Genomic DNA, 21,885 nt, shown 5'->3' with positions numbered 1-21,885 from the left:
CCGATCAGGCACGGATACAACTTCCTACTCATCATCCATCATTTTTCATCAAAATCCACAAATATCCGCAATTCATGTTGACTTTTGTGGCTTAACTGCGATTTTTGATGGAAATTCAGTCATTTTACCACGTCTTCGGAGGATAGTTTGGATCTCGCCCAGACCGAGACACGCCCCGAATCACGAAGGGCGACGCAGCGCGAGAACGAGATCCTCGAGGAACTCCGCCGTTCGGGCGGGTCCAGTAGAATTCAGCATCTGGCCGACCGCCTGAAGGTCTCGGAAGAAACCATTCGCAGGAACCTTAAGAGCCTGGCACGCGAAGGCCTGGTGCGCCGCGTTCACGGTGGCGCCCATCTGCCGGACGCACGCAGCGAGGCAAGCTTCCAGCAACGGGTCGACGAAAACCCGGATGCCAAACAACGCATCGCAATCAAGGTCGCGGAAATCATCGAGGACGGCGATTCCCTCTTTCTGGATATCGGCTCAACCACCTCCTACATCGCCCAGGCACTCCAGCACCGGCGGGAGCTTTTCGTGGTCACCAACTCCGTCTCGGTGGCCCATACTCTCGCGGCCCGCAACGGAAACAGGGTCTTCATGGCGGGTGGCGAGTTGCGCGCCCACGATGGCGGCGCGTTCGGCGTGGAAGCCATCGAATTCGTCAGGCGCTTCCAGGTAGAGTATGCGGTCCTATCGGCAGCAGCCATCAATGCAACTAGCGGCTTTATGCTGTTCGATCTGCAGGAAGCAGAGTTCTCACGTGAGATCATGCGGCGCGCCAAGACCAGCATCGTCGCCGCAGACAGCTCGAAGTTCGATCACCGGGCTCCGATCTCGGTGGATGCGCCCACCCTCGTTGATATGCTGGTCACCGACAGCGCGCCACCTGAGGAGTTAAGTGCGGCGCTTACTTCCTGGTCGGTGGATGTGGTCGTGGCGGATTCGGCGGTTGCCGCGCTTTAATCCCGGTTTACGGCAGTTCCCAGTTCGCTGAGAGAATCAGAGTATTCTTTGATGCTGTTGGAGACATGCCTGCGCATGGCACTCCGTGCCGCGGCAGGGTCCTGATCCTGGATTGTCGTTAGGATCTTCCAATGTTCGGCCTGAATCTTTTTGGCATACTTTTCCCGCTGTGCCGCCGATGCAAAGCGGTGCCGTATCCAGAGATGCGGAATAATAAAAGGCCCTAAAAAAGAAAGAAATTCGATGTAATAGGGATTCTGTGTCGCCTTGGCGATTGCACGATGGAAGTGAAAATCGGCATCTACGTAATCGCCATCATCTTTTACAATCTCTTCGCCGACTTTGGCATAACAAGCCTCCAATCGCACCAGGTCCTCATCCGTACGACGGCTCGCAGCCAGACCGACCGCTTCCACCTCTACGCCGCGGCGCAGTTCCAAAACCGATAACACTTCCTGCAGCTTCTCAGCCTCAGAGAGGTTGATTTCGAAAGACTTCGGGCGTTTGACATCTGCGACGTAGACACCCGCACCCTGACGCGAAATCACCTGGCCATCGGACCGCAACGCCGCAACGGCTTCACGGACGACTGTGCGGCTAACCTGATAGCTGTCGGACAAGGCCTGCTCGGTCGGAATCTTTTCGCCCGGCCTGTACTCACCATCCTCAATCTTGGCAATGAGTTCCCTGGTAAGCTGTACCGACAGGCTTTCGCGTTTCTTGAGCATTGGGATCTTCGCCGCCTCGCGCCTTGATTGGCTGGATTACGTTCCCGGGTCCTTGACCGGGACCACGTAATTCAGGCCCATACGCCCACCATCAGGATAGACCGTCTGACCGGTCATGTAGCTTGAATAATGCGAGGCGAGGAAGACCGCCACCTTGGCGATTTCATCAGGCTCGCCGGGACGCTCCATCGGCGTGCGTGACAGCACAGCGTGCATCTTTTGCGGATCGTCGGCAACGGTTTGGAACATCTCGGTGTTGATCGAACCGGGGCCGATGGCATTGACTCGCACGCCTTCCGGTGCCATGCGAATGCCCAGACACTTGGTCCACTGATTCACGCCGCCCTTGGCAATGACATAAGGCGCAATTGCCGGGATCGCGACGACGGCGTTGAGCGACGACATGTTAATGATTGTCCCGCGGCATCCCTCAGCATCCGGTGCCTGATCGCGCATAACGCGGGCGGCAGCCTGACCTGTCAGAAAAACACCCTTTAGGTTGACCGCAATCACCCGGTCAAAATCGGCTTCCTCAAGATCGAGAATGTCGGAGTTGTGTACGATGCCCGCATTGGCGATTACACAGTCGAGCCGGCCAAAGGTCTCCTGCGCAAAAGCAATCAGATCATCGACCTGCATTTTGTCAGTGACGTCACAGGGGCGGTAGCGGGCAACGCCCCCCGATTCACTCAAACCTTGCGCCGCCGCTTCACCCGCATCGTCCATCACATCGGCGAGCACGACCTTGGCGCCCTCTTTGACGAAACGTTCCGCGCAGGCCAACCCAATCCCACGCGCGGCACCGGTGATGACGGCTGTTTTTCCCTCTAACATCATACCATTTGCTTCCTCAATTTCGGACCCATCGGCCCCGTTTTCTTATGCTTCAGCCTTAGGCGACAGGTAGCCATTCTCTAGATCGCGTTCTACGAAGCCGGAGTCGCGTTGCCCCGGCGCGCCATAGCCGCCGCCACCAGGGAGTTCGAGAACCAAAGTGCGCCCTGCGGGCACGAACTGACGGCCTTTCGTCTTTAAGACAGTTCCGTCGTCCAATTTGACGCTGCCGGCAGCGCCGTCCTCGCCTCCCTCGCGTCCGCGCGCCGGATTGGCAACCCGGTCGAACATGGCACTGAAATCGAATTCGTGGCCGGGTGTCGCACTGATTTCAATCACCTGCCCCATGCCGCCCCGGTACTTGCCAGCTCCACCCGAACCGGGCCGCAGCTCCTTGCGCCAGATCACGATCGGCCCGACATGCTCTGTCGCTTCGATCGGCATGGTGTGAACACCGCTTGGAAAGGCCGTGGCACTCAAGCCATCCAGGCCGGGACGTGCGCCGCCGCCGCCGCTGTTAAACATCAGGATCTCCGCTTTCCGATAGCCCTTAGGACCATCGGGGTCTGAATTCGGGCGCGCGCTGATGTGGATGTTCCAGAGTGCGCTCGCGCCCTCTGCGGGAATTCGGCCTGGTAGGAGCTTATGCAAAGCCCCCATCACCAGATCGGGGATGAAGTGCCCGGTGACGTGACGCACTGATACGGGAGCCGGATGCACGGCATTGAGAATGCAATTCACCGGCGCCTTGACCGTGAAAGGCGCAAGCGAAGCCGCGTTGTTTGGAATCTCCGGAGCAATTGCACATTTGAGGCCGTAACCTGCGTAAGCTTTTGTATAGACCAACGGCACGTTGATCCCGCGCGCGATTGCCGGTGATGTCCCGTCGAAATCGGCAAGGACCCCCTCACTCCCGATCTCCAGTTTGACAGCTAACCTGATCGACTCGTCGTAACCATCGACCATCATTTCGTTTTCGCAAACACCCTTTGGCAAGGCAGCGATCAGTTCAATGGTTGCACGGCGGCTGTGGTCGAAAATGAAAGTCGCCAGCGCCTCGAGATCGCTCAAGCCGAACTCGTCCATCATGTCGACCAGACGCTTATGGCCGGTTTCATTGCAGGTCGCGAGCGAGTAGAGATCGCCCACTACCTGATCCGCCTCGCGCACATTGTTGCGCACGATCTTGATCAGATCCCGATTGACTTCGCCGCGCACGGCGAACTTCATGATCGGGATCAGGAGGCCTTCTTCGTAAACCTCGCGCCCGTCGGCCCCGAACCCGCGTCCTCCCACATCGACAACATGGGCAGTACTGGCGAAATAGCCGACCAGTTTTCCATTATAGAAAGAAGGGCTGACCATGGTGATGTCGTGCAGGTGTCCAGTTCCCTTCCAGGGATCGTTGGTGATGTAGACATCCCCTTCAAAGATCTGAACTTCGCCAATCTCCCGAATGAAATGCCCCACCGCTTCGGCCATGGCATTAACGTGCCCCGGCGTTCCAGTCACCGCCTGAGCCATCATGGCACCGCGCACGTCGAAAACCCCGGCAGAGAGATCACCCGCCTCGCGTACGGAGGTGGAAAAGGCGGTCCGGATTAGTGCCTGCGCCTGTTCCTCAACAACAGAAATCAGGCGGTTCCACATGACCTGATTAGAGACTGAAAGGTTTCCAGGTTGCGTCACGACACAGCCTCCTTTAGCGCACCAGCCGGGTCAGCAGACGCGCCACGCGAGAGCAACAGGCATCCATCGGACTGCATTACGGCTTCGAACCCGACAGGCACGATGATCGAGGTTTCGCTTTCCACGATGACGGCTGGACCTGCAGTCGCCTTGCCCGGCGTGAGCGCCGTCCGTTCGATGACCGCCGCCTCTTCGAACTGCCCGCCAACCGGGTCATAGATAGGTCGCCGAATAGAAGACTCGGCCTTGCCTCGCGCAGAAACAACCTCAGACCGCTCCACTGCGGGAACCGGCGTACTGACCCGCACCGACCAGCTTGTGACCTCGATGTCGAGCCCTTCGACGGTGCGTCCGAAAAGCGCTTTGTAAGCAGTCTCAAAGCGATCCTTGATCCCTTTGCCATCAGGTTCAGCAGCGTCTGCCTCCGTAACGGTAACGGGAATCTCCCAACCCTGCCCGACAAACCGCATGAAGGCCTTGCGCTCGTAAAGCAGCAACGAATCTTTGTCGCAAGATCGCACAAAAACTTCGGCTTCCTGCGCCAGCTCACCGAGTACCGTTTTCGCAACACCCGCATCATAGGCCGACAGCCGCAGATAGGTGCTGCGCGTCGCCTCAAAACTGAAAGCCGCCCGCAAAAATCCGATCGCGGAGCCAACACCAGCGCCAGGCGGGACCATTAGCCGCTGAATACCCAGCTTTTCGCAGAGGCGGCCTGCATGAAGCGGTGCAGCGCCGCCAAACGCAATCATTGTGAAGCCTGACAGGTCCTCACCGTTTTCCACCGCATGAACCCTTGCAGCATTGGCCATATTCTCATTGACCACTTCTGAGATTCCGAAAGCGGCCGTCGTTTGATCAAGACCCAGCGGCCTCCCTATTTGCTGCTCGACGGCCAACGCCGAGCACTTGGTCGAGAGTTTGATCGACCCGCCGGCAAAATCATCCGGATCAAGGCGGCCGAGGATAAGGTCTGCGTCAGTCACGGCGGGCCGCGCGCCCCCCTGCTGGTAGCACGCCGGTCCCGGTTCGGAACCCGCGCTTTCCGGCCCCACCCGAATCTGCTGCAGGCTGTCGATATGCGCCAGAGAACCGCCGCCGGCACCAATTTCCACCATCTCGATCACCGGGATCGAAATCGGCATACCGCTGCCTTTTTTGAAGCGATAGGTCCGCGCCACTTCGAAAGAGTTGGAGGTTTTCGGTGTATGATCTTTGATCAGGCAGATCTTGGCTGTGGTGCCGCCCATGTCGAAGGATAAAGCCGATTTGATTCCATAGCGCGCGGCGACATCAGCCGCGAAGATCGCACCACCCGCCGGCCCAGATTCGACAAGGCGGACCGGAAATTCAGACGCACTGTCGAGCGATATGATACCACCGCCGGAATGCATCATGAAGACCGGGCAGTGCGTTCCGATTTCACTCAGACGCTGAACCAGCCTGTCGAGATACGCCTTCATCAGCGGCTTGACATAGGCGTTGGCGCAGACGGTATTGAAACGTTCGAATTCGCGCATCTGCGGCGAAACTTCAGAAGAGATCGAGACAGAAAGGTCCGGTAGGTGCGCCAACAAAACCTCCCGAACCAATTCTTCATGCCGGGAATCGACATAGGAATGGATCAGCCCCACCGCAACGCTCTCATAGCCGCCGGCCGCAATCTGCGCGGCAAGCTGTTCGACCTCTGCGCGGTCTATCGGTTTCAAAGTCTGACCGTTTGCGCCGATCCGCTCCACGAGCGTGAAGCGGTGGCCGCGGGAGATAAGAGGATCGGGTAGGACCAGGTTCAGATCGTACTGCTCGAACCGGCTTTCGCTGCGCATTTCGATAACATCGCGGAAACCCTGTGTTGTGATCAATGCCGTTTTCGCACCGCGGCGTTCGATCAACGCGTTGGTTGCCAGGGTCGTTCCATGAATGATGACGGAAACATCGCCCGGTGACAGGGAGGCCTTGGCCAGCACCTGCTGAATGCCTTCAAGGATCGCATCTTCAGGTGCGGTGTAGGTTGTCAGAACCTTGGAGGAGAAGGAGTCGTCCCCACGTTCCAAAACCACATCGGTGAAGGTCCCGCCGATATCAACGCCTAACCTGACTGCTTCGCTGCTCATCGGCTCATAAGACTCTACTTCACACGTTTTGAGGGCGATTCGCGTTCTTGCTCACTTCAATCAAAAACGATCGCACTCTCGGAAAATTTGACGCAAGTCTCTACAAGGCGCATTGGCCCTGGATCAACCGCGGTACGGTCTCATGATCAATTGCTTTCCCGAGGAAACTGGTCGGTCTTTCCCATGACTCCCCGCGGCAAACAGAACGGATATCAGCCGGCAGGACTCTGCGTAAACGCGAAGCCACTTCCTCTTGGCACCATTCGGGAAAAAACTCACTGGCGGTTCGTCTTCCTGGCGACGAGTTGCCGAAAAGCGGGTGCGAACCGCCAGTGATTTGCATTCATCCAGCACGTAGGCCGGATGCGTCAACGTCTTACTTGATCAGGCTGAGCGCCCATTTACCGTCATCACCAACAACATTGACACTATAGATGCCGCCGACATCGCCGTTGCCATCGAAGTCGACATTGCCTGAAGCGCCTTCGTAATTGATGTCCTTACCAGCTGCGATCAATTCCTTGGCTTTCTTCCACTCACCCGGACGAACAACTTCACCAGGTGCGCTTGCAACATCCCGAAGTGCGGCAGCGATCTTACTCCGATCGGCAGAACCGGCCTTCTCGATAGCAAGAGCGATCAGGAAGGAGGCATCATATCCGTGCGCCGCATAGGGTGCTTTTGGATCTTTACCCGTCGCCGAGAAGATCTTCTCAAAGGCCTGATAGGAGGAATCGGCATAATCCGATGCCGATTGGGTGATGGAAATCCGGTCGCGTAGATTGTCGGCACCGATCTGTTCGATCACCGAGGTATCGAACATGCCGTCAGCCGCGAAGAAGCGGTCAAACAGGCCGTTCTCCAGGCTGTTGCGGATGATCGCAATACCGCTGCTGCCATAGTAAGCGAAGATCGCAATGCCTTCAGGACCACCGTTCGAAAGGGTCGAGAGTTCCGAGCGATAGGACGCCTTGTTCGGTTCATGCGCCTGATTGGCAGTAATTGTACCGCCCATCGCCGCAAACTCTTTTTCGAACACACCAGCGATACCGGCATTGTAATCGTCGTTCGAATAGGTCATCGCGAGCTTTCGCACGCCCGAATCGTACGCCAACTTTGCCAGTGCCGCACCTTGATAGGCATCGGACGGCGCAACGCGGAAAACCAGATCATTGTCTTTCAGTTCGCTGATCGATGGCGCGGTTGCGGAATCGGACAACGCGACGACACCAGCCGGAATCGTCACCGACTGAACCATGCCATTCGTGGCACCGGAACAGCTGGCACCGACAACGGCAACAACCTGCTCAACATTGACGACCTTGCCACCAGCATCCACCCCGGCTTTGGGATCACAGGCGGAGTCGGACAAAACCATCTTCAGCGTATCGCCAGACAGCAGCCCGCCCTGGTCGTTGACGTGCTGAGCAGCGAGATTGCGAGCCGCGATAATCGGATCGACCAGCTCAGCAATCGGGCCCGTCACACCGGCGACCGAACCGACTTTAACCTCTGCCGCATTTGCCGTGGACGCTGCCAATGCAACGGCCGAGACAGCCAGCAGAAATTTTCCCATGTAACTCATAACGACATCACTCCTCTGTATTTATGGTTTTCTTTTTTACGGCCAGTGCACCAATTATTTGTATGATGACCTGATAAATTTCCCTGTCAATCTTTGTCCGGCCGCAGCTGCTCGGTTCATTCTAACCGATCTCCAAAATTTATCGACTCGTAGCGTTATCGGTCACGCCATCCGAGACGCTCTGCCGTCGCTCTGGCTTCGGCCGCACCTCGGGAAAGATCCCCTTTGGAAACCTCTGCAGGAAGATCTGCAGTGCCAATCCAATGAGGAAAATCCGAATGTAAGCCGTACGAATCGCAAGCTCATCCGGCAGCCGGCTGGTCAGAATTTCAGAGGCCGACCAGATAGTCCACATCAGAAAAGCTCCCAGGATGGCTCCTCGGTTATTGGCACTGCCCCCAACAACCAACATAACCCAGACCAGGAACGTCGAAGTCAGGGGATCGGTCGCATTAGGTCCGATGAATTTGAGATAGTGCGCAATAAAAGCACCGGCCAGGGCCATCAACATGCAACCGGCGACGAAAGCCTCCATGCGGAATTTTTCAATGTCCTTACCTGCGGCCATGGCGGACTTCTCATTCTCCCGGATAGCTGTCATCACCCGTCCCCAGGGTGAATTTCGCGCCGTTTCCAGCAACAGGTAGATAACAACAATTACGGCAAGGATGAGTCCTAAGAAACAGAGATGGTTCCAAGGTTCCGGCAAGGTTTCAAAAGGCTTCGGTATCATGGAAACGCCGCGCGGGCCGTTGGTCGCCCAGGTCTCGTTCTTCAGGATCAGGCGGAAGATTTCGGCAATGCCGATCGTTGCTATGGCCAGGTAGTCGGCACGCAGCTTGAGGCAAACCTTGCCCACAGCCCAGGCGATGATCCCGCTGACCACCATGGCAGCTGCGAAGCTGACCACGTAGGGAAGTTCATATCCGCCCAAATGCCGCAGTGACGGCGCGGTGGTCAGAATCGCGCTGACATAGGCACCGATCGCAAAGAACCCGGCGATACCGGCGTTGAAGAGGCCGGTAAAACCCCACTGGATGTTCAAGCCCAGCGCCAGGATCGCGTAAATACCGCCCATGGTCAGAAGGGAGATGATGTAAAGGAAGATTCCGTAGAATTGATCCATCTTAGAATACTTTCCCTTTGAAGAGACCACTGGGCCGCCAGAGCAACATGCCGATCATGATGGCAAAAGCGACGCCCGCCTTGTAGCCAGGGTTCAGCAGGGGTTCGACGCCAATCCAGGGATAGGACGAGATCTCCTCGACAATACCGATGACCAATCCACCGGCGACGGCACCAAAGGGGCGTCCGATCCCTCCCAGGATCGCTGCGGCAAACATCGGCAACAGCATCTTAAAACCCATATTGGTGTCGATGTGCGTATCGATCGCCAGGAACACGCCCGCCGCCGTGGCGAGGGCGCCACCAACGATCCAGGTCATCCGGACGACCTTCTCGGTGTCGATGCCGGTCAGCTTGGCCAGTTCCGGCGAATCCGACATCGCCCGCATCGCCTTGCCGATCTTGGTCCTGCTCAGCAGATAATGTACCGCCAGCATGAGCACGATCGCAGCCCCGATGATCGTTATGTGCTTTGGTGAAATCCGCAGACTGTCAAAGAAAATCATCGGTCTTTGGATGCCTTGGGTCATGCCCTTCAACTGCACTCCCCAGATGAACTGCACCATGGACCGCACCATCAGCATCATGCCGAAGGATGCGATCACCACCATAATGGTCGGGCTGTTGCGGAACGGCTTATAGAATGCGCGGTCGATCCCTAAGACCACGATAACAGTCAAGAGCGCGCCAAAGGGCAGAGCAATAAGCGGATGAACCCCGGAGAACTGCACCAGACTGTAGGTGATGTAAACGCCCAGCAGCATGGTTTCGCCGTGGGCGAAGTTCGCGAAGCGCAGAATGCTGAAGGTCAAGGTGATCCCAATGGCGCCAAGCGCATAGATACTGCCCAGCACCAGGCCTGGAATCAGATAGAAGTTGATGAATTCCATCATGGTGGTGCGCCGCCCCCTAGAAACATCTCGGCCACTTCCGCGTCTTCCAGAAGATCGTGACCGCTACCTTCGAACTTATTCTTGCCATCGACCAGGACATAACCGCGATTGGCGATTTTGAGGGCCTGCTTGGCATTCTGTTCGACCATTAGGATCGGCGTACCGGTCGCATTGACGGTCTTTACAATGGCGAAGATTTCGCCGCGGTATTTCGGCGACAGACCGGCGGTTGGTTCGTCTAACAGCAGAATCTGCGGTTCCAGCATCATGGCCTTGGCCATGGCGACCATCTGCCGCTGTCCGCCCGAAAGTGTGCCCGCCGCCTGTCTACGTTTCTCTGCCAGAGGCGGAAAGATATCGTAAAGTTCCTGCAAACGGGGCCGGAAGTCGTCCGTTCGCACAAAGGCGCCCATCTCCAGGTTTTCCTCGACCGTCAGGCTAGGAAAGATGTTGGAAGTCTGCGGCACGTAACAGACACCATGATGCACGACCTGATCGGGTGGCATGTTGGTGATGTCTTCGCCATTCAGTCTCACCTTGCCGCCGCTAAGGTTCAAAAGGCCGAAAACCGCCTTCATAGCTGTCGATTTTCCAGCCCCGTTGGGACCGATAATGACCACGATTTCACCAGGGTCGACCCTCATGGAGACGCCGTGCAGAATCTGCGTGTCGCCGTAACCACCGATGATTTGATCCAGCTCGAGGACGGTTTGGAGTTCGCTGTTCGACATTATTCCTCCTCACCCCCACCCAGATAGGCGTCGAGCACGTCCGGATTGCTCCGGACCTCGGCCATGGTTCCCTGAGTCAGCACCGTACCCTCGGCGAGTACGATGACAGGATCACAAAGGCTCGCGATCAGGTCCATGTCGTGCTCGATGACGCAGAAGGTGTAGTCGCGTTCCTCCCGCAGCCGGCTGATCATCTCTCGAATCTTCAGCAACAGCGTCGGATTTACGCCCGCGCCGGGCTCGTCGAGCAGAACGAGCTTGGCATCGGTCATCATGGTCCGGCCCAATTCCAGCAGTTTCTTCTGGCCGCCGGAGAGATTACCCGCCGGTTCATCGCCCAGGTGCGCAATCGACAGAAAGTCCAGCGCGTCCTCGGCGCGGTCTCTGACCTCATGTTCGCGGCGTTTGACCTGCCCTCGTGAAACCCAGTTTGCGAAGAGCCGTTCACCCGGCTGCTCCGGTGGAACCACCATCAGGTTTTCCAGCACTGTCATCTTTGCGAATTCGTGTGGAATCTGAAAGGTCCGCACGATACCGCGATGGAACATTTCGTGTGTCGGCAAGCCGGCAATATCATTGTCCTCGAAGACAATGCGGCCCGACGTCGGCACCAGTTCGCCGGCGATCATAGAAAATGTGGTGGTCTTCCCGGCGCCATTCGGCCCGATCAACCCCGTAATCGTCCCCTCTTCGATATTAAAACTGCAGTTTCTTACCGCCTGCAGCCCCCCGAAACTCTTATTGAGATTCTCAATTGTGAGCACCTGGCTCCATCCCTCCCCTGATTAACCAGCTGGCGTTACCCTCTAGATTTGCCAGAGCACAGAAAATCGCTCCGGCAATTCGACGGTGTCTCCAACGTCGTCCGGCACGCATCGTAATTTAAACTGGTCATCATACAAATGATGATTTTTGAAAGCACCCTGCTGCTTTCCCCCTGCTTTTGCCGGACAGCTTAACCGCTAAATTCGTTCCTGCCCAGTCGGGGCTGGATGAAGGTTGGGCCGCACCAGAATCCTCTTGTTCTATCGCAGCAACCTCCAGTGGGCTGCACTGGTCCAAAAGTGGATTCCTGGGGGAAGATTGATCCAGATCAAAGACAGAGTCGCGCCCCACAATCAGCCTGTCGCGCAAAGTTGTTGGGGAGATCGGAATGACCGAAGGAGAAATGGCCTATTTGGCACTGGTGGTGGGCGGCATGATTACCTTCATGCTTGTTCTTGGCTTCGTAACCTGGGACGAAAATCGGAGCCGCCCGAACCGCCAACGCTAAGATCATAGATCATTGAACAATGCGTTGGATGTGGGGCCTGCTTTCGTCTCGGATGAAGCAGGCCCTGTTCATCAGACTCTTCACGCTACGCTACTGGCGGCTTATCCAGTGTCTATTGTCCGCCAGACTTTACATCGATTCGCCAACTGCCTGTCCCGAAGCCCTATCAAACGAGTTCGGCTTTGGCGGTCATCGCCAGACGGTCCTCGGGATTCGCCGCCCAGAGTTCGGTGAAACTTCCCTGATGCTGGCCGGCGATCGTGAAGGCTTCGGTATCAAATAGAGGACTTACTGCCTGGAATTCGTAGGCCGAGACCCAACGGCCCGGGTTCTGTTCCAACAGTAAATCAAACAGCAGGGTTGCCGTTAACGGACCGTGAAACACCAGACCTGGGTAACCTTCAACCGCTTTGCTGTATTCCCTGTCGTAGTGAATTCGGTGACCATTGAAGGTCAGGGCTGAGTAGCGAAAAAGCATGATCGCACTCGGTTCGACCCGGCGCTGCCAGTCGAAGTCGCCGGGCGCATCTGGTGGCACCGGCATGGGAGCGCCCGGCGCGGGATCTTCCCGGTAGACGATGTCGTGTTCTTCCCAGAAACAGAATGCATCCCCTGCAGTGAACTCATGCCTCACGGTGACGAAGCACAGCGAGCCGCTGCGGCCTTCCTTGATTCGAACGTCCTTGATGGCCGAACGCTTCTGCACCGCTTCGCCAATGCGCAGAGCCCGCTCGAATCCGAAGCGCCCGCCGGCCCACATGCGCCGAGGCAGCGCGACAGGCGGCAGGAATCCACCCAGCTTGGGATGGCCATCACGGCCTAGGTCCTTTTGCGGCAACACAATCGGAAAATAGAGCCAGTGCCACAGGGGCGGCAGGGCATCACCACTTTGTAGAGTCTGATCTCGGTCAAGGGTCGCTTGCATCAGACGCGCGGTCCGCGACTCAATGACATCAGCCTGCTCTTCCTGCTTACCGATCCAGCTTGCCAAGATGTCTTGATCAAGCGTCGGTTCAGACATGTGCGGTCATCTCCCCGGCTTGCGCCAGGAATTCCGAACGCAGTGCGTCCGACTGTGCCCCGATCTGCGGCGTTCCCGGCGCGTTCTCGACAGGTCTCTCCATCCACTGGACGGGCGGTGCAGGCAGATCAAGCAGTGTGCCCTCGCAGGTCGCGACCGAGCGGCGCCGAAGCGCGCGATGGACCGAAAGCTGTTCGACCGAATTCACGCCGGCAAAGGCGATCCCCGCCTCTAAGAGTCGTGACCGGAAAGTGTCGACACTAAGTTCGCCAACCACCGCCAGGATATCGGAATCCATGGCATCTCGATTGATCACCCTAAGGTTATTGTTCTCATACCGTGGATCCGTCGCCATCTCCGGACGCTCGAAGACCTGCGCACAGAGCCTGTGCCATTCCCGCTCGTTCTGGATCGAGACCAGCGTCTCAATACCATCCACTGTCCGATAAGCCCCATAAGGTGCAATTGAAGGATGCCGCAACCCCTGACGTGTCGGTGCGCCTGCACCAAAGTCGTTATGAATCAGCGGCACGGTCATCCATTCCGCCGCCACATCGAACAGCGAAATTTTCAAGGCCGCACCTTCGCCGCTGCGCGCTTTTCCATAGAGCGCTTCCAGAACAGCGGCATGCGCCGTCATTCCCGCGCCGACATCGCAGACCGAGACACCGATCCGACCCATTTCGCCTGGGCCACCGGAGATCCCGACCAGACCGCTTTCTGCCTGAACCAGAAGGTCATAAGCCTTCATGCCCGCCATGGCTTCGCTCTCGCCGTAACCCGATATGTCGCAGGTAATCAGGCCGGGATAGTCTTTGCGTAGGCGCTCGCTGCCGAACCCGGCGCGCTTAAGCGCCCCGGGAGCTAGATTCTGCACGAAGACATCAGCCTTCGCGATCATCGCTTCCAATAAGACCGCATCTTCAGGTTTCTTGAAATCAAGGACGACCGACTCCTTGCCTTGATTTACCCAGACGAAATAGGAGCTCTCGCCTTTTGCAGCGGTATCGTAACCACGCGCGAAATCCCCATCTGGGCGTTCTATTTTGATCACCCTGGCGCCGGCTTCGGCCAGACGCGCAGTACAGAGAGGAGCAGCAACGGCCTGTTCGACCGCGACAATGAGGCATCCTTCCAACGGTTTCATTTTTACAGAGTCCCTAAAAGCTTCTAGGCAGCTCGAGCACATGCTCGGCGATGTAGCTGAGGATAAGATTGGTCGAGATCGGAGCGATCTGATAAAGGCGCGTCTCTCGGAACTTGCGTTCGATGTTGTATTCCCTGCTGAAGGCGAAACCGCCGTGCGTCTGCATGGCGGCATCACCTGCCTTCCATGAGGCTTCCGCGGCCAGCATCTTGGCCATATTGGCCTCGGCACCGCAGGATACCTTAGCATCGAACAGCAGAGCTGCCCGCTCAACCATCAGGGCCGCCGCTTCCATTTCGGCATAGCACTTCGCCAGCGGAAACTGGATCCCCTGGTTGGCGCCGATCGGCCGACCGAAGACTTCGCGTTCGCGGGCATACGCTGTCGCTTTGTCCAGAAAATACCGGGCGTCGCCGATACATTCCGAGGCGATCAAAATCCGCTCTGCGTTCATGCCGTCCAGGATGACCCGGAAGCCCTTGCCTTCCTCGCCGAGAAGGTTTTCCGCAGGCACTTGCAGGTCGTCAAAAAACAGTTCACAGGCGTGGTGGTTGATCATGGCGTCAATGGGTTGGATGGTCAGTCCGTTGCCTTTGGCATGGCGCAGATCGACGATGAAGGCCGAGAGGCCTTCGGTCTTTTTCTTGCAGTCTTCACGCGGTGTCGTTCGGGCCAGCAACACCATAAGGTCGGAGTGTTCGACCCGGCTGATCCAGACCTTCTGGCCGTTGATTCTGTAAACGTCGCCATCCCGCCGCGCCATGGTCTTCAGGCTGGTCGTATCCGTGCCGGTGGTAGGCTCCGTGACGCCGAAGCTTTGAAGGCGTAGCTCACCCCTGGCGATCTTGGGTAAATAGGCCTGCTTCTGTTCGTCAGACCCATGGCGCAAAACCGAACCCATGACATACATCTGTGCATGACAGGCCCCCGCATGGGCACCCCGGCGGCTGATCTCTTCCAGAATAGCGCAGGCTTCAAAAAGGCCCAGCCCCGAACCGCCGTAACCCTCCGGGATCAACGCTGTCAGGAACCCGGCTTCGGTCATCTCTGTGACGAATTCAGTGGGATAACCCTTGTCGGCATCCAGCCGGCGCCAATAGTCCTCGCCATAGCCGGCGCAGAGCGCGGCAACTGCACTGCGGATCTCCGTGATCGCCTCCCGCCGTTCGTCCAAATTTCCCAGAGTCATTGCCTTGCCCTCGTATCTTTGAGCTCAAGGTACCGAAACACATTATATGAAAAAAATGATTTATTTTCAGATTTTTGAATAGTATTTTCGAACAATGCGAAATCTTCCATCCTTCAAAGCCCTGAGCGCCTTCGAGGCTGTGGCCCGTCTGGGCGGCGTTCGGACTGCCGCAAACGAATTGTCGGTCACTCAATCGGCGGTCAGCCACCAGCTCGCCAATCTGGAAAGTCATCTGCGCACCCCGCTGTTCCATCGCCAGGGCAAGCGCCTGATCCTCACCGACACCGGCCGCGACTTCCTCAATCGGATCAGTCCAGCCCTGGATCACCTGGAAGAAGCAACCTTCGAAGCCGCCAACTACTCGCGCGTTGAAACCCTGACCGTCTCGGCACCGCCCAGCTTCCTGGCCATGTGGCTGCTGCCCCGGATCGGGAAGTTTTCAGCGGTCCACGACAGCTTGGACCTGCGCCTGCTCGAACGTATGACCTTCACACCCGAAGAGGAAAGCATCGACTGCGCGATCGAGTATCGCCTCGCTCCGGAAAGCAAGTCGAATGCGGTCCAGATCCTGTCCGACGAGGTCGTACCTCTTGCCGCACCTGACCTGGCAACCCGCTACCCGATGAATAACCTCGGGGATCTAAAGCGCGTCACCCTGATAGAGACCGAACGCCGGCTGATTTCCTGGCGCGCCATTCTACGTGAGTCGCCATCACTCGATGCGCAGCGTTTCCTATCGGTCAGTTACTCGCTACATGCCTTTGAAGCCGCCCGCCTCGGGATGGGTGTCGCGCTCGGCAATCGTTATAACGCGCAGCGCTTCATCGACGAAGGATCTCTGATGATCCCCTTCGATATTCCCGATCAGCTAAAACCGCGCACGCCGAAATATTTTCTGACGCTGCCTGAAAAGAAAGAGGGGCTGGAGAAGGTAATACAGTTCTGCCAGTGGCTACAGGCTGAAATCATCAATGTAGCTTAAAGCGTAACTCCGCCAATGCTGGCGCCACCGCAAACATAAAGGGTCTGACCAGTGACATAGCCGTTCAACGGATCGGCGAAGAACAAAATTGCGCGCGCGACATCCTCCACGGTTCCAATCCGGCGCACCGGAAGACCGTCAGCCAATTTCTGCTGCCGTTCGCTGTCTTTTTCGATGATGCCCCAGAAATTTTCCGTCAGCACCGGCCCCGGCGCGACAACGTTCACGGTGATGCCATGGGGCCCCAGTTCCAGTGCCCAGGTGCGTGCCATACCGTGCAGACCAGCCTTGGAATAAGAATAGGCCGTGCGCGTCGGCGCCCCCATGGCCGCCCGCGAGGAGTTAAAGATGATTCGCCCGAAGCCATGCGTTTTCATCGCGGGCAGAAAGGCCTTTACGAAGGTGAGCGCTGCACCTGCATGCAGTTGGGTCAGTTTCAGCAGATCGCCGGGTTCGGCATCTTCCAACAAATTGGGTAAAATAATCCCGGCGTTGTGGATGAAGTGCGTGACCCCGCCCGACGTTGCGATCTCCTCGGCTGCCTGCTGAGTTTCAAGCGGGTCGGTCAGATCCGCCTTCACAACCCGAAGCCGGTCATTGGACCAGTCCGGCGCGCGACGGGCGACGGAAACCACTTCATAGCCCAGTTCCAGAAGATCCCGGCAAAGCCGTTCGCCGATCCCCGCTGAGCCGCCGGTCACAACGGCCAGATGATCTACACCATTCACGAGCTTGTCTCTTCGACGAGCGCCAGCACGCGCAAAGGACTGCCGGAGCCATGTTTGATCTTCAGCGGCGGACAGATCAGCATAGCGCCGGTCGGTGGCAGCAGATCCAGGTTCGCGAGACACTGTAACCCGTAGCGTCCGGCACCATGCAACAGAAAGTGCGCCGGATAGGGCGGCGAGAGATGTGCGCCCTGCCCGGCATCGGTCCCCACGCATTCAGTGCCGAAACCAACCACGTTACGCTCCTCGATCAGAAAGGTGATCGCACCGCCGTCCGGTCCGGGAGAATGGGCTCCATCTTCGCGCATATTGAGATATGCGGCGGGGTTGCGCTTCGACCAGTCGGTGCGCATCAGCACCCAGCAGCCTTCGGGAATGCGTCCGTGCTCCTCTTCCCAGGCCAGCAGGAAGTCCTTCGTCATCAGAAAATCTTCGTCCTCCGCCGACTGCTTCGAGCAGTCGACCACACAGACCGGGCGCACGAAGCCCTCAACCGGAATGGAATCGACACTGGCGTTGGGCAGATCCTTACCCGAGACCCAATGCACCGGCGCATCGAAATGCGTGCCGGTGTGTTCGCTGCAACTGAAGTTGCGCCAGTACCAGGCGGGCCCGCGATCGTCATAGCGGGAGACTTCTTCGACCCGGAAGCGCGCGCACTGTCCGAACTCCGGCGGCAAAATGATGACTGGAAAATCCGGATCGAGCGTGTGAGTCAGATCGACCGTGCGGACCGAGCCCTTCGACAGAGCTTCTGCAAGTGCCGACAGAGCTGTGGTGCCGTTTGTGCTCATGATCTCAGGCTCCTTCCGGCTGGGTCAGTTCGCGCTCCAGAACGCGGGGGTCTTCTTTCCAGCGGACCAGAAAATCTTCGGCGACAGCGCCAACCGCGAGCTCTTCCAGGCCCTGCTGCAAGGCGCCAACCACGGCTTTCGCCAAACCTTCCGGTGTCACTTTGGGTGGCGGTAAATGCTGACGCCAGTCTTCCTCCAGCGGCCCAAAGAGCGCATTCAGAACTTTCACACCCGAGCCTCTGAACTCACCGCGAAGACACTGGCTGAGCGAATAGGCCGCGGCCTGGCTGGCAGAAGTCGAACCATAGGCCGGCCAGTTGGACAGCGCATAGACGGACAACAGATTGACCCAGGCGCAGGCAGAGTTCACTCCGTCGGCGCCCCTGAATCTCATCCCGGGACCGAAGGCCTGGATCAGCCGCAGCGGCCCGAAGTAATTCACTTCCATTTCATCCCGCGCGGTCACGATCCCGTCCCGGTCCATCGCGCCGCCCGCGCGGATATGCTCTGCAGTATTGATCAGGATATCGACCTTGCCGCCAATCTCGCTCGCCAGCTCCTTGACGGAAATCGAATCCGTCACATCAAGCGCCATGACCTCTACATTGGGAATGGCTGCCAGCTCATCGGCACCCGCATAGGGTCGCCAGGTTTCTGCAATTCCGACAAAGACGGTCGATGCCCCTGCTGCAGAAACCGCGTTTGCCATCGCCTGCCCAAGTGCTGTGCGGCCGTCGGTGACCAACACCCGGCGATGTTTCGGATCGCAGGTCAATTCCCGCAATTGCTTGTCATCCGCCATATTTGCCGTCTCCTGTTCCGGCAGAGCCATGAGAACTCCCTGGCCCGATTTATCAGTGCGCGCGATCATGCGCACCCGTCCGCTCTGCGCCACATCGCCATGAATGTGGGCCAACACAGTGATTCCGGCGTCCAGCTCGATCGTGCCGGTGCGCCAGGGCGTGCGTTCCCGGAAATAAACGTTGGTGCTGGTCTGGATCGTGGTTTCCGCGATCAGGCGCCCGCCATCCGGCATGTCTCGCCAATTTAACGCCATAGAAAGACATTTGGGACAGGCCTCCCGCGGCGGATAGGTCACCGCACCGCAGTCATCGCATTTCTGCAGAACAAATCGCCCCGCCGCCGCCGCCGCGGTAAAGCCCAAGGCTTTCCGGCTACGCGAGGTCGGCGGCAAGGTCGGCAGAACAGTGCGTTTCTGTGGATCCTTCCGCCGCGGACGTTGGATCGCTTCGGTCATGCGCCCGGCCCCGCGAGAATCGCCGCGCCGGAACAAAGGCCTCGATCGTAGTTAATCATGCCAAAGCCCGAAACAATGGCGAGGTTAGCGTCTTCAACCTGATTACCCAACGCGGTCCCGGTCACTTGCCGCAAAGCCTCGACCATTCCCAGATAACCGCCCGCTGCTCCGGCCTGTCCGACCGACAGCTGGCCGCCGGAAGTATTATGGGGAAAGCTGCCGCCGTTGGTCAGATCGTGGCTCCGCACGAAGTCGGCGCTCTCACCTTTTTTGCAAAACCCGAGATCCTCGAACTGCATCATCGAAATGACCGGATAGTCGTCATAAGTTTCCAGCAGGTCGACGTCGCCAGGCGTCACCTCCGCCAAGGCCCAGAATTCCTCGCGGTCCATCTCCCAACCACCGCGCATCTGGATCGGGTCGTCCGGAAAAGCATTATGTCGTTCGATAGTCGAAAGAATGCGCACGGCAGGCAGATCGAGATCCCTGGCTGCCGTTTCGCTCATGACCAGAAATGCCTCGGCTCCAGCACAAGGCATTACGCAATCGAACAGGGCAATGGGATCGGAAATCGGCCGGGCCGCTATGTACTGTTCGAGACTCAATGGCTTTTTCATCAGCGCGTGGGGAAAGCTAAGCGCGTTTTCCCGCTGCGCCACGCAGATCCTGCCAAAATCCTCCCGCGTCACGCCATAGGTCTTCATATAGTGGTCGGTCATGAGACCAAAGCTGGCGTTGGGGCCGCCCGAACCGTAGGGGTAAGAAGCGTCCTGTGCAAAACGGCTGAAGCTCGAAAGCATCCGCCGGAACGAATCCACGTGATTTGCATCACCAGAAACACAGGCGACCATCTCCGCATCGCCGGCCTGAACCGCGCGCGCAGCCCGGCGCAAGCTGACCACGCCCGAAGCTCCACCCATGGGAATATGATCGAGCCAGCGTGGCGTGAGCCCCAGATGCTGAGTGAGTCCCACGGCCGTATCGGGAAACAGGGTAAAAGAGGAGACGCAGAAGCCATCGACATCCTGCGGTGTGATGCCTGCGGTGCGCACCAGATCACCGAGCGCCCGCGCGATCCACCAGTGCGCTGGTTCAGGTGAATAGCGCTGGTACGGAATGGTGATAGGCACCGCCGCCACAACGCCGTCATAGCCCTGCCGAGCTGCCTTGCCCCGACGCGTCATCAGGCCACTGCCCGTTTTTTCAAATGCCGAAGATCGAGAGTATTTTCCCGCGCACGCAAGTCCTCGACCAGCGTTTTCAGTTCACCGCGTTGAACCTTATTGGTCGAGGTCAACGGCAGGTTCTCGACGAAGGCAATATAACCGGGCGCCTTATAGTAAGCGAGCTGCTCCAACGACCAGCGCGTAATATTCTCTGCCAGGTCCTGCGCGCGCGCGTTTTGAAAACCCTCCGCCGGCACGATACAGACAAAGACCTCATCTCCTCGGACAGGATCGGGTGTTGCGGCAACGGCAACCGCCGCAACCTCGGGATGACGCAGTAGCACGCCTTCGACTTCTATGGCCGCGATGTTTTCACCGGAGCGCCGGATAACGTTCTTCTTGCGGTCAACGAAAGCCAGGCTGCCGTCTTCGTTGCGCTTTACGATGTCACCGGTGTGGAACCAGTTGTCCCGCCAAGCTTCAGCGGTCGCTTCAGGATCCTTCAGATACCGGTCGAAAAAGCCATAGCGGGGGTTCTCACCTTTGCGCCGCACAAGCAGTTCGCCAGGCACATCAAATTCGGCCTCCTTGCCGTCGTCTCCCTCAATTCGAACCGCAATTTCGTTCTGCGGCCTGCCAAAACAGCGGGTACCGATATGGCGGGGGTCTTGCGACGCGGCTACAACCGCGCCGTTGCCGGTCTCGGTCATGGCCCAGGCCTCGATCAGCGGTACACCGAAACGTGCCTCAAAGGGGGCATGCAGCCGTTCCTCAACGCCGGCCCCGAAGCCGAAGCGCAGGAAATGGTTGCGATCCTCACCGGAATCTGCCGCGGACATCAGCATAGCCGGCATCACGCCAAGATAGTGCATCACTGTGGCCTTGGAAGACCGCACTGACTCCCACCAGCTTGTGGGATGAAAGCGATCCAGCACTGTCAGGCAACCACCCACGGCAATCATCGCCATGGTCGAGCAGGCCAACGCATTCATATGGAACAACGGCAAGGGCGTAATCATCCGCTCACCATCGAGATTTAGCGCACAGTGACCACCGACAAAGCGATACCAATGACCGCAGTTGAGGAAGTAACTGTTGTTCAGCACACAGCCTTTTGGCAGACCCGTGGTTCCGGAGGTGTAAAGCAAGGCTGCTTCGTCATCGAAGCCACCGGTTTGTTGTTTTGCATGCTCTGCCACAATGGGCACGTTAGCGTCGGGTCCGATGACGGCCAAGCCGCCGTCTGCTCCTGCCCGTTTGAGGTCTTCCTGCCGAGCCTTGAGGACAACTGCCAGATCCATTTCCGAATGGCTGACCAGATATGCTAGCTCGGCGGCACGAAGGTCCGGATTAATCGGCACGATGGAAGCGCCCAGCCGGTTCAGTGCCAGCCAATGCACGAGAAAAGCCGGGCGGTTTTCCAACAACAGGCCAACCCGGTGCCCCTGGCCATACCCAGCCTCCCGGTAGGCCACGAATTTGGCGTCTGCCTCCAGGGCCAGGCCGCCATAACTCAGTTCGCCCGAGGCGATACCGTAGATCTCGGCCGTTTCAGGCAAGACATTGAAGCAGGGCCGTTCGGAAACTGCCGCCGCCGTCGCCGCAAAAAACGCAAAGACGTTCTCGAAACTGGCCGGGTCTTTTGGTTCAAACGACATAGAG

19 protein-coding genes are annotated in these 21,885 nt (G+C 57.9%); 2 read left to right on the top strand and 17 right to left on the bottom strand.

The window, feature by feature from the left end; all coding sequences use genetic code 11:
* The first annotated feature begins 147 nt into the window (after window positions 1-147).
* Window positions 148-966, top strand: coding sequence for a DeoR/GlpR family DNA-binding transcription regulator (locus tag QMZ18_RS05295; RefSeq protein WP_282605180.1), 819 nt, complete (start codon window positions 148-150; stop codon window positions 964-966).
* On the opposite strand, the gene QMZ18_RS05290 is transcribed toward QMZ18_RS05295, so the two are convergent.
* From QMZ18_RS05290 to QMZ18_RS05235, 12 genes are all read right to left on the bottom strand, one after another.
* Complete coding sequence (locus QMZ18_RS05290) at window positions 963-1,694, bottom strand: FadR/GntR family transcriptional regulator (RefSeq protein ID WP_282605179.1); 732 nt, start codon at window positions 1,692-1,694, stop codon at window positions 963-965. The genes QMZ18_RS05295 and QMZ18_RS05290 overlap by 4 nt on opposite strands.
* A 36-nt stretch (window positions 1,695-1,730) precedes the next feature.
* Window positions 1,731-2,531 (bottom strand): SDR family NAD(P)-dependent oxidoreductase, encoded by an 801-nt coding sequence (locus QMZ18_RS05285; RefSeq protein ID WP_282605178.1) that lies wholly within the window; start codon window positions 2,529-2,531, stop codon window positions 1,731-1,733.
* 42 nt (window positions 2,532-2,573) lie between these two features.
* Window positions 2,574-4,217 (bottom strand): hydantoinase B/oxoprolinase family protein, encoded by a 1,644-nt coding sequence (locus QMZ18_RS05280; RefSeq protein WP_322097133.1) that lies wholly within the window; start codon window positions 4,215-4,217, stop codon window positions 2,574-2,576.
* Window positions 4,214-6,331 (bottom strand): hydantoinase/oxoprolinase family protein, encoded by a 2,118-nt coding sequence (locus tag QMZ18_RS05275; protein ID WP_282605177.1) that lies wholly within the window; start codon window positions 6,329-6,331, stop codon window positions 4,214-4,216. The genes QMZ18_RS05280 and QMZ18_RS05275 overlap by 4 nt, the downstream gene beginning before the upstream one ends.
* 376 nt (window positions 6,332-6,707) lie before the next feature.
* Window positions 6,708-7,916, bottom strand: coding sequence for an ABC transporter substrate-binding protein (locus QMZ18_RS05270; protein ID WP_282605176.1), 1,209 nt, complete (start codon window positions 7,914-7,916; stop codon window positions 6,708-6,710).
* A gap of 139 nt (window positions 7,917-8,055) precedes the next feature.
* Window positions 8,056-9,042 carry a branched-chain amino acid ABC transporter permease gene (locus QMZ18_RS05265; protein WP_282605175.1) on the bottom strand — a complete coding sequence of 329 codons (987 nt, stop codon included), beginning with the start codon at window positions 9,040-9,042 and terminating at the stop codon, window positions 8,056-8,058.
* Window position 9,043: 1 nt separating this feature from the next.
* Window positions 9,044-9,934 (bottom strand): branched-chain amino acid ABC transporter permease, encoded by an 891-nt coding sequence (locus QMZ18_RS05260; RefSeq protein WP_282605174.1) that lies wholly within the window; start codon window positions 9,932-9,934, stop codon window positions 9,044-9,046.
* Window positions 9,931-10,665, bottom strand: a complete 735-nt coding sequence (locus tag QMZ18_RS05255) for an ABC transporter ATP-binding protein (protein WP_282605173.1) — start codon at window positions 10,663-10,665, stop codon at window positions 9,931-9,933. Before QMZ18_RS05255 ends, QMZ18_RS05260 begins: the two co-directional genes overlap by 4 nt.
* A complete protein-coding gene (locus tag QMZ18_RS05250) occupies window positions 10,665-11,429 on the bottom strand; it encodes an ABC transporter ATP-binding protein (RefSeq protein ID WP_282605172.1) in 765 nt (254 codons plus the stop codon). Before QMZ18_RS05250 ends, QMZ18_RS05255 begins: the two co-directional genes overlap by 1 nt.
* A gap of 675 nt (window positions 11,430-12,104) precedes the next feature.
* A complete protein-coding gene (locus tag QMZ18_RS05245; protein WP_282605171.1) occupies window positions 12,105-12,959 on the bottom strand; it encodes a MaoC family dehydratase N-terminal domain-containing protein in 855 nt (284 codons plus the stop codon).
* Window positions 12,952-14,106, bottom strand: coding sequence for a CaiB/BaiF CoA-transferase family protein (locus QMZ18_RS05240; RefSeq protein WP_282605170.1), 1,155 nt, complete (start codon window positions 14,104-14,106; stop codon window positions 12,952-12,954). The genes QMZ18_RS05245 and QMZ18_RS05240 overlap by 8 nt, the downstream gene beginning before the upstream one ends.
* Before the next feature lie 13 nt (window positions 14,107-14,119).
* Window positions 14,120-15,295: an acyl-CoA dehydrogenase family protein gene (locus tag QMZ18_RS05235; RefSeq protein ID WP_282605169.1), complete on the bottom strand. Its 1,176-nt coding sequence runs from the start codon at window positions 15,293-15,295 to the stop codon at window positions 14,120-14,122.
* 94 nt (window positions 15,296-15,389) lie between these two features.
* On the opposite strand from QMZ18_RS05235, the gene QMZ18_RS05230 reads away from it, so the two are divergent.
* A complete protein-coding gene (locus tag QMZ18_RS05230; protein WP_282605168.1) occupies window positions 15,390-16,277 on the top strand; it encodes a LysR substrate-binding domain-containing protein in 888 nt (295 codons plus the stop codon).
* On the opposite strand, the gene QMZ18_RS05225 is transcribed toward QMZ18_RS05230, so the two are convergent.
* The 5 genes from QMZ18_RS05225 to QMZ18_RS05205 are packed head-to-tail and all read right to left on the bottom strand — an operon-like array spanning window position 16,274 to window position 21,881.
* Window positions 16,274-17,005, bottom strand: a complete 732-nt coding sequence (locus tag QMZ18_RS05225) for an SDR family NAD(P)-dependent oxidoreductase (protein ID WP_282605167.1) — start codon at window positions 17,003-17,005, stop codon at window positions 16,274-16,276. The two genes, QMZ18_RS05230 and QMZ18_RS05225, sit on opposite strands and share 4 nt — an antisense overlap.
* Window positions 17,002-17,799, bottom strand: coding sequence for a cyclase family protein (locus tag QMZ18_RS05220; RefSeq protein ID WP_282605166.1), 798 nt, complete (start codon window positions 17,797-17,799; stop codon window positions 17,002-17,004). Before QMZ18_RS05220 ends, QMZ18_RS05225 begins: the two co-directional genes overlap by 4 nt.
* A 4-nt stretch (window positions 17,800-17,803) precedes the next feature.
* The gene (locus QMZ18_RS05215; RefSeq protein WP_282605165.1) at window positions 17,804-19,057 is read right to left on the bottom strand and encodes an SDR family NAD(P)-dependent oxidoreductase; all 1,254 of its coding nucleotides are present in this window, start codon (window positions 19,055-19,057) and stop codon (window positions 17,804-17,806) included.
* Entirely contained in the window at window positions 19,054-20,241 is a 1,188-nt protein-coding gene (locus QMZ18_RS05210) for a thiolase family protein (RefSeq protein WP_282605164.1), read from the bottom strand. The genes QMZ18_RS05215 and QMZ18_RS05210 overlap by 4 nt, the downstream gene beginning before the upstream one ends.
* Window positions 20,241-21,881: an AMP-binding protein gene (locus tag QMZ18_RS05205; protein ID WP_282605163.1), complete on the bottom strand. Its 1,641-nt coding sequence runs from the start codon at window positions 21,879-21,881 to the stop codon at window positions 20,241-20,243. Before QMZ18_RS05205 ends, QMZ18_RS05210 begins: the two co-directional genes overlap by 1 nt.
* Window positions 21,882-21,885 lie beyond the last annotated feature (4 nt).

Source organism: Pelagibius sp. Alg239-R121 (genome assembly GCF_947331435.1).
Classification (GTDB): domain Bacteria; phylum Pseudomonadota; class Alphaproteobacteria; order Kiloniellales; family Kiloniellaceae; genus Denitrobaculum.
The sequence above is the reverse complement of the archived record's forward strand: the minus strand, read 5'-3'. Positions and strand labels throughout refer to the sequence as shown.